We start from the raw sequence: 7,182 nt of genomic DNA on the forward strand, positions 1-7,182 counted from the left end.
GCTAAATATGATTTAGAAGATAAACAAAACCCCCAAGAAAGAGCCAAGTTTAAAGAAAAGCTTGCTCAATATTTATCAATAGCACGAGAGCAGCCGGAGCGTTTGCAGGTATGATCGCACCATATTTTGCAATTATTGACCAGACTAAAGGGCTAATACCTTGTGACATCCCTAGCCATTTTAAAAACGGACAAAATCCTTGATTTGAGGTTTTTATTTTTGGCTCATTGATCAGAGAATTATCAAATTCTTTGCTTTTAGGATTCCGTTCAAGTACATAAGGTAAACTTAAAGTTACTTCGACGTTTCCAACTGTTACTATTTGTCGCTTTTTATAACCATGTTTTTGTGTATTTAAATTTCTCCACCCCTGTGTTTGACTAACAGAGTAGTTAAGAATTTTTGGGGATGTTGAAAGGTTATATAATAAAATAGCTATACATTGACCTGCTAAAATTATTGCCTGTTCTTTAATTTCTTCTTCTCGTTCTTTCAGCTTTTTTCAATTCCATTCTGTGATATTTGTAAATTCTAAAAGTTTTGTGACCTGTGAGTGAAAACTTTTAACTGACTTGTTTAAATCAAGAGTTGCACTTATATTTTTTGCCATAAAAGGTAGACGTTAAAAGCCTGGAAGAATTACTTAACGGGAATCCTACCTTGTTTTTGACCCTCATAAATTTTTGCACACATCACCACACTTAAAATTTATTGGCGTTTTATGTATTAATAGTATTAATACGAATTTTGATGTAACAAATATTCTTTAGTACTGAAAAAAGTTGTTAGCGATCGCAGCTTTTTCACCCAACCTCACAAAATCGCGTTGCTCCCAGGTAATTTCAGTTATATTGCAGCTGAAATGCCGATTAGCTTAGTGGTCAATCAAAGCGCGAAGTTGCTCTAGTTTGCGAGCAGTAGCCAGCAGGAAGTCGCCCTTCTTCAACACAGCTTCTGCTAGGACACGTCCAAACCCTGTTGAGCATCCTGTAATCAACCAAACTTTAGGAGCGACACGATTTTTGTCTGAGTTCATTTGTTTTCTCCAATGTAGTCGAAGCGAAAAGCGCAACTGCAACTATGTAACTTACTTTCCACATTAAGCAGTTTGAATAAATACGTCCAATATAATTTTTGTCTTAGACTAAGACTTAAAACGTATTAATTGGCAATGGAACTTCGACACTTGCGTTACTTCGTGACTGTAGCTGAGGAACTTCATTTTGGTCGCGCCGCGCAACGACTACAAATTTACAAGAATCGTTTGTTGCTGTATTGCCAGAAGCACACCCGCAAGCGACTCAAACACAACTGTCATTAGCATCACTCGCCGAGGAGTCCTTCATTTTATCTCCACGTCATCTAGGAAGCGGCTTTTACGATCAGATTATCCGGTTGTGTCAACAAGCAGGATTTATTCCCAAAGTCACTCAGGAAGCGACTCAGATGCAGACCATTGTCAGTTTAGTGGCAGCGGAATTAGGAGTTGCGCTCGTCCCGGCTTCACTCCAGAATTTGCAACGAGCAGGGGTCGTCTACAAACCGCTCGAAGACCAAACGCTCTACCTCAAGTTGGCAATTGTTTGGCGAAGTGCAAACACCTCACCTGTGCTACACCAATTTCTAGCCCAATCAAGAGCCGTTACACGATTTAGTGCAGCGTTTCATTAAGCAATGCTGTGAGGCTTATCGAAACGCTTGTATTCCCCCAATTCATAAATACGCCCTGCTCTATCAATTTAATTGTGCTGCCAGCTTTCGTATCTGTTGTTCTACAGACTGAATATGTTTATCATTTGTAGGTAACAGGCGGTTGAATATCTCCAGTACAGTTTGGTAACACGAGAATGCTTCTTCGTAACGCAATAAATGCTCCAAGCACTGGGCCAATTTTTGTATAATCCAAGCTTTATCGAACTCGTTAGCCCTAATGTATTTTAATTGAAGTGAAATATCGTAAAAAGCGATCGCTTGCTGATAGCTCTCAACCGCCTGTGTATATTGTAACAAACTCAAGTAGAAATCAGCTATTGATGTAAATACACTAGCCTTGAGCGCATAATTACCATAGTCATTCGGAGCAAGTTTGATTGCGGCATCATAAATACTAAGCGATTGTTGGTAAGTTAAAAATGCTTCTCTTACATAGTCTTGCTTTGATAAAAGTTCAGCTAATCTTTCTACTACCATCCCGTAATATCCTAAACCAATCGCATCATCAGGAGTTAGAGAAAATACTCTTTCATACGTGGCAACTGCTTGCTTTAAACTTTCAAGCGCCTGGGCTGATTGATTTTGGCGTAACTGCAATTCAGACAGCTTTTCGAGTGCAAAGCCTAAAAGTTTAAGAGTTTTTAAGTCATTAGGAGCGAACCTAAGCGCCGTGTTGTAATTCTTGATTGCAATCGTGTAACTTTCTATTGTTTCTTGCTGCTGCATAAAATTGCCCCAAAACTTAAATTAAATACAAACAAATCAAAGCAGCTACTTAAGAGTAATCACAATTCCTTTATTGCGGGTAATAAAAGATTAGCTTTAATTCAATTTTCCTGAACTTAAAAATCAATTTTCACCCTTAAATAATACCGTTATATGCTGTTAGAGGTTGAGTAGATAGATGTGGTGGCAATAAATAAATCATTATAGAAGAGTTGCCAAAACCCGAATATCGTATTAATCAAGACTTGTTCTGTCTATTACTTGTCGATTTCTTCAGTATCCTGTTCTAGAAGGGCGATTAATTCAGATACTCGCATATTTTCACCAGTCCAAACTTGATCTAATAAGCGCAGATGTTCAATACTCAGGTCGGTTTCTTTAATTATCGATACGTTAGTTTCACCCAATGCCCTCAACAAATCTTCAAATACCACTGAGCCATTAAACTCAATTCCTTCAATCTCAACTGATGCTAAATCTGATAACCGTTCACCACAGACATCAAACATCAACCAGTCACAAAAATCTTTTTCTATTTTTGGATGGCGGCTACTAATACCTTGCATGAGCCAGAGAACGTAAATACTGGCAGTAGCATTATCTATTGTAGCTAATCGATTACCAGCCAGCTTGCTAAGATTATCAAAGAATGGCACACCTAAAGTTTTTTCTAATATCTGCATTGATCTTGGTTGCTCATTAGATACTACAGAAATAACCGTATAATCTTCTTTCTTAGGAAAATTATTAACTAAGTATTTATTGGCTTGCTTTGACATAAACAGTCTTCCATCTGGGTGTAAGCTGAAATCGGACCCAGCTTTAAAACCACTTTTAATTAACTGTTGGCTCATAACAACTGAGACATCGGCTACTGCTTCTTGGTAACGTTCCTTACCTGCATATTCTTCTAAAAACCAAACAAAATTCGCATGGTCTACTTGCAGAAGTACTTCGTTGAGGAGTTCTGTAACAAGAGTAGATTCTACCTTGTTAAGAATTTTTTTGACTGATTGCATATTTTGACAAGAAATCGCTGCGAATAACTGCTGTTTATTGTGGGCATTTTGCTGATTCATTTGTCTAATCCTATCGCTCTTCCATCACTCTGGTTCAAGAAAAACCTCAGTCAACTTTTAAATAAGAGACAGAAACTGGGTTTCGAGCTTTATTTTCTAATATTATGGCTAGAATTATAAGTTTTGCCTGAAAGTCTTATGTAGCAAGGATTATTATTTTTCCTCCGGAGAAAGTGATGGAAGAGCGCTATGTCAGCAGCATTTTTGTATCTAATCTCCAGCAAGAGGGTCGTATCTTGCTACGCCTCATTCAAAGTTGAGATCAGGTGTAATTCTTGCCCAACAGACTCGTCCTTATCTGTCAGATTACTAGAGTTCACGGCTTGTCGGTTGATCGCAGTTTTTACAGACAAAGTTAAAAGTGCGAGTATGAATCTCGCGTTTGTCCGCCCTGACCGTGTACTCTCGGACGTTGATGACCTTGCTTGGCATTGATTAGCTTTTTAATCTTACTTTTCAAATATAGTTTTTATTTGCAGTTTGGCAATATTTATGCATCGCCATAACTAAAACAGTGACAATTGCCCAGGCGAAACATTACCTCGTCTGAATTGGTGATAAGAAAGGTGGCAGCGAGTGCAAAGACAAACTAAATTATTTAACCGATTATCAGAAGGGTCGCGGTTCCAGCGATGAACTTGGAGGGTGTAGGCGCGGCGTTTTCCGGTCAACTCAGGTGGTTTTTCGCCAGGGCGCAAACCAGGACGACCGCACTTACTACAACGCCAATTGGAGGATTCTTTAATGGATGTGGCTATTTGTTTCCAGTTCTCTGGAAACATACCCTGACTATAAATGTGATTAACCTCAAAATTAGCACATCATGCAAACAATAATTAATTACTTCCCACGACGTTTCGGCTTACTCTTATTACGTTCGTACTCAGCAATAATATCCTTGGTCTGCTGTGGAAGAATTATACTTTCATTGTTCAATCGCATTTGATACACCAGATAACAGAAACTTTTCTTATCAGGGCAGGAAAGATTTGTTGGCAGGTTAATAACTGCTAATCCTGTAAGAGTTGTAAAAGTCAAAATGGCAAAGATGAAAAACAACGTACCAGAGCTACCTGAGCCTACCCAACTACCAGCCCAGAAAAGAAATCCTTTGAATTGTTCATACCGCTTGTGACGAAGTTTTTGACGTTCTATTTGTGCTTTGTTCCATGCTTGTAGTTTTTCGAGTTTATGGGCAGCTAGCCGGGTGGCTTTGGCATCAGAGGTTTTTTCTACAAGGATATCAATGGTGCGTTCTTTGGCTGCAATTTCTTGTTTTAATCGGTATTGGTATCGTTCTCGGATGCGTCCGGCAATAACATCAGCTTCTCTGAAGAAGAGGGCAAGGGTGTCATCTGCCATTGCCCCTCCATAATGGCTTTGATTGGAGACTTTCCCTCGATTTGCTCTAGGATACGTTCTTCTAGTCCAGCGTAGAAGTTTTTGATTTCGTCCTCACTTTGGGCTAGTTTAGAAACAACGTTTTTGAGATACATCTGGTTGACTAATCCTGGAATCTGTTCTGCACGTTTTTCAGTAATCTGTGAAACTAGATGGACCAGTCCAGTCTCAGATGTGACAGCAACATTACTAATCTGGTCGGTTAAATATTGTGTATTGTTATGTCCATTGGAGCAAGTCTTGTTGATCCCAAAATGAGCAGCTACTTGTTCATGAGTTTGACCTTGCTCTTTACTCAGCTCACAAGCTTCGAGAAAGCGGTCACATTCTAATTGGCGATATTCTTTCTGATTTGGGGATAGCCCACAAGCGGTCATAATCTCAATAGCTTCAGTTAGTTCTAGCCCAATGCCATACTCAGCAGAAATGTGAGTTAACATTCCGATGATATTCATCGGGGTAAATTCAGTATCAGTAGTACGTTTTTTAACTTCTCTTTTGAATTGTGCGGCAGCTTGTTTAAAGGTTTTACCTTGCTGAATTGATTGACGAATGAAATCAAAACGAAATTGGATTTCTTCATCGCTATACTCGTCTTGATCCACAGGTAAACCACAGGCCATCAAAGTAGCATCAATATCTTCAATTGAAAGAGAGTATGTTTGTTGTAGTCGCTCTTTGGTGTAAGACATTATTGTGATTCCTAGTTAAATGCGTTTTCTAGTAAGCAGTCGTCGTTTCGATCCTGATTAACATCTGAGGTAGTTTGTTGCGGCATTTTTGTTGATGATTTTACACCACTAAATTGTTCCTCACCTAAGTTAGTGTTTGCAATGATTCCATGAGTCTCTAGCTCTTGTTCCAAGTTGAAAGTATGAGCTAAATAAATAATTTGCTGTTGCAATTGATAAATAGCAGCTCTGGCTTTTGATTTTAGGTCTGATTGAGAAAATCCTCCTAACCACTTACAAGCCATCGGATACCAGAAAGCGGCTATAGCCCAGATAATCATGTTTTGCCTGGGAAATTCTAGAGATTTATTTTTAGGGCTTAGGTACTGTAGCAGAGGTATATAAGGAGAGGATGCGCCGAATTGAAAACGGAAATCAAAGTTATTAGACATTTACTGGCACCTGCAAAGAAGTTTTACAAAGGTAAGAGAGAAATCCGTAGTTATCGGTTAGGCGAAACCCTAACCCTGATTTAGGCATTGAAGAGAGAAACTCCCGTTCAACTAAATACTCGAGAGCGTCACAAGAGATTTTTTCAGGGCGAGGAAACAATCTACTCAAATCACTTCTGAGATAGTGAGAAGTCCCCCCAGCAAAAATAATCTCATCAATATCTGATGGAATATGATGACGCAGGTAACTAGAAAGCAGTAGCCAGTACTCGTTACGGGAGTTTTCTATTGCTAATTTGATTTGAGCAAGTTCTGCCGATTGTAATAATGGGTCTTGAACTCGAACTAACCGGGACAACGCTTTCGGATTGACTCTAGAACCAGCATCACAGATTGCAGATGCAAGAGTCAGAGCTTTTTGTCCAGCAACCCTCTGCTGTACAGCCTTCACTAATTTATGAAATCCTAAGTCCTCGCTGATCCCATTTGTCATCGTACCCCTATCCATAATCAAAATAGACGCATTTCGATAACCAATCATTACCACTGCTATTTTGCGTTCTCCTAAACTTTTGGCATTTGAACGCCCTCGTGATAGTAGCCCAAAACCTTCCGGACGACAAACAAAGCTGTCTATCTCAAAGGAACGTTGTTCCCCCCTAAAACGGAAGTCTGCCAAAGCATCTGTAATTGATTGGGAAAATAGTGTCCGATCTGAGTACTCACCATAAGGAAACAAAATACCCAAACGAATAGTTGCACCGTTAGCAAGCGATTTCTTTTGAGCTATAGCACCTACAATCGCCAAGGTTTTGTAAATTGCTGGTTCAAGTTTTGGCTTTTCTAACTTTAGGTCAGCATAAAACTTTTGGCAGATAAACCCTACGCCCCAACATTGTTCCTTGTATTCTATCCAAGCAACATCTTCTGGTGATGATATACCAATGGCATTTGACTCATAAGCTAAAAGGCTTTGTTGCGGAATCAATGTCGTATAGGGTTCCATCAAGAGTAATTCTGGTTTCCCCAGGGTTAGCGCATCTCAAACCCTATTGACAAGGGGATTTGTTTGAATTAGGAACTGTACTGTACGTTGGCTCCTGATTGAACGATGAGAGGAATTAATACCTTACTGTCCAA

At 39.3% G+C, this 7,182-nt stretch carries 9 protein-coding genes and 2 pseudogenes; 3 read left to right on the plus strand and 8 right to left on the minus strand.

From position 1 onward, the window contains the following. Positions 1 to 111, plus strand: a pseudogene (locus H6G97_RS41555) (IS630 family transposase); the annotation flags it as partial. Positions 112 to 874: 763 nt separating this feature from the next. On the opposite strand, the gene H6G97_RS41560 reads toward H6G97_RS41555, so the two are convergent. Continuing rightward, entirely contained in the window at positions 875 to 1,036 is a 162-nt protein-coding gene (locus tag H6G97_RS41560; RefSeq protein ID WP_242055935.1) for a hypothetical protein, read from the minus strand. A 135-nt stretch (positions 1,037 to 1,171) separates the two neighbouring features. On the opposite strand from H6G97_RS41560, the pseudogene H6G97_RS56285 reads away from it, so the two are divergent. Both H6G97_RS56285 and H6G97_RS41565 read left to right on the plus strand, forming a co-directional pair. After that, a pseudogene (locus H6G97_RS56285) lies at positions 1,172 to 1,252 on the plus strand (LysR family transcriptional regulator); the annotation flags it as partial. A 23-nt stretch (positions 1,253 to 1,275) separates the two neighbouring features. Continuing rightward, a complete protein-coding gene (locus tag H6G97_RS41565; RefSeq protein ID WP_242055937.1) occupies positions 1,276 to 1,671 on the plus strand; it encodes a LysR family substrate-binding domain-containing protein in 396 nt (131 codons plus the stop codon). Between the two features lie 63 nt (positions 1,672 to 1,734). Here H6G97_RS41565 and H6G97_RS41570 read toward each other — a convergent pair whose 3' ends face one another. The 7 genes from H6G97_RS41570 to H6G97_RS41600 all read right to left on the minus strand — a co-directional run bounded on the left by H6G97_RS41570 (position 1,735) and on the right by H6G97_RS41600 (position 7,051). Continuing rightward, positions 1,735 to 2,439 (minus strand): tetratricopeptide repeat protein, encoded by a 705-nt coding sequence (locus H6G97_RS41570; protein WP_190946419.1) that lies wholly within the window; start codon positions 2,437 to 2,439, stop codon positions 1,735 to 1,737. Between the two features lie 257 nt (positions 2,440 to 2,696). Continuing rightward, positions 2,697 to 3,518: a hypothetical protein gene (locus H6G97_RS41575; protein ID WP_190946420.1), complete on the minus strand. Its 822-nt coding sequence runs from the start codon at positions 3,516 to 3,518 to the stop codon at positions 2,697 to 2,699. Between the two features lie 506 nt (positions 3,519 to 4,024). After that, a complete protein-coding gene (locus H6G97_RS41580; protein ID WP_190946421.1) occupies positions 4,025 to 4,300 on the minus strand; it encodes an HNH endonuclease in 276 nt (91 codons plus the stop codon). 58 nt (positions 4,301 to 4,358) lie between these two features. Next, a complete protein-coding gene (locus H6G97_RS41585) occupies positions 4,359 to 4,880 on the minus strand; it encodes a hypothetical protein (protein ID WP_190946422.1) in 522 nt (173 codons plus the stop codon). Then, positions 4,796 to 5,611 (minus strand): hypothetical protein, encoded by an 816-nt coding sequence (locus H6G97_RS41590; protein ID WP_190946423.1) that lies wholly within the window; start codon positions 5,609 to 5,611, stop codon positions 4,796 to 4,798. The genes H6G97_RS41585 and H6G97_RS41590 overlap by 85 nt, the downstream gene beginning before the upstream one ends. An 11-nt stretch (positions 5,612 to 5,622) precedes the next feature. Further along, on the minus strand, positions 5,623 to 6,042 hold the full coding sequence (locus H6G97_RS41595) for a hypothetical protein (protein WP_190946424.1): 420 nt from the start codon (positions 6,040 to 6,042) through the stop codon (positions 5,623 to 5,625). After that, a complete protein-coding gene (locus H6G97_RS41600; RefSeq protein ID WP_206759157.1) occupies positions 6,035 to 7,051 on the minus strand; it encodes a ParM/StbA family protein in 1,017 nt (338 codons plus the stop codon). The genes H6G97_RS41595 and H6G97_RS41600 overlap by 8 nt, the downstream gene beginning before the upstream one ends. Positions 7,052 to 7,182: the final 131 nt, after the last annotated feature.

The organism is Nostoc flagelliforme FACHB-838 (genome assembly GCF_014698065.1).
Classification (GTDB): Bacteria; Cyanobacteriota; Cyanobacteriia; order Cyanobacteriales; family Nostocaceae; genus Nostoc; species Nostoc flagelliforme_B.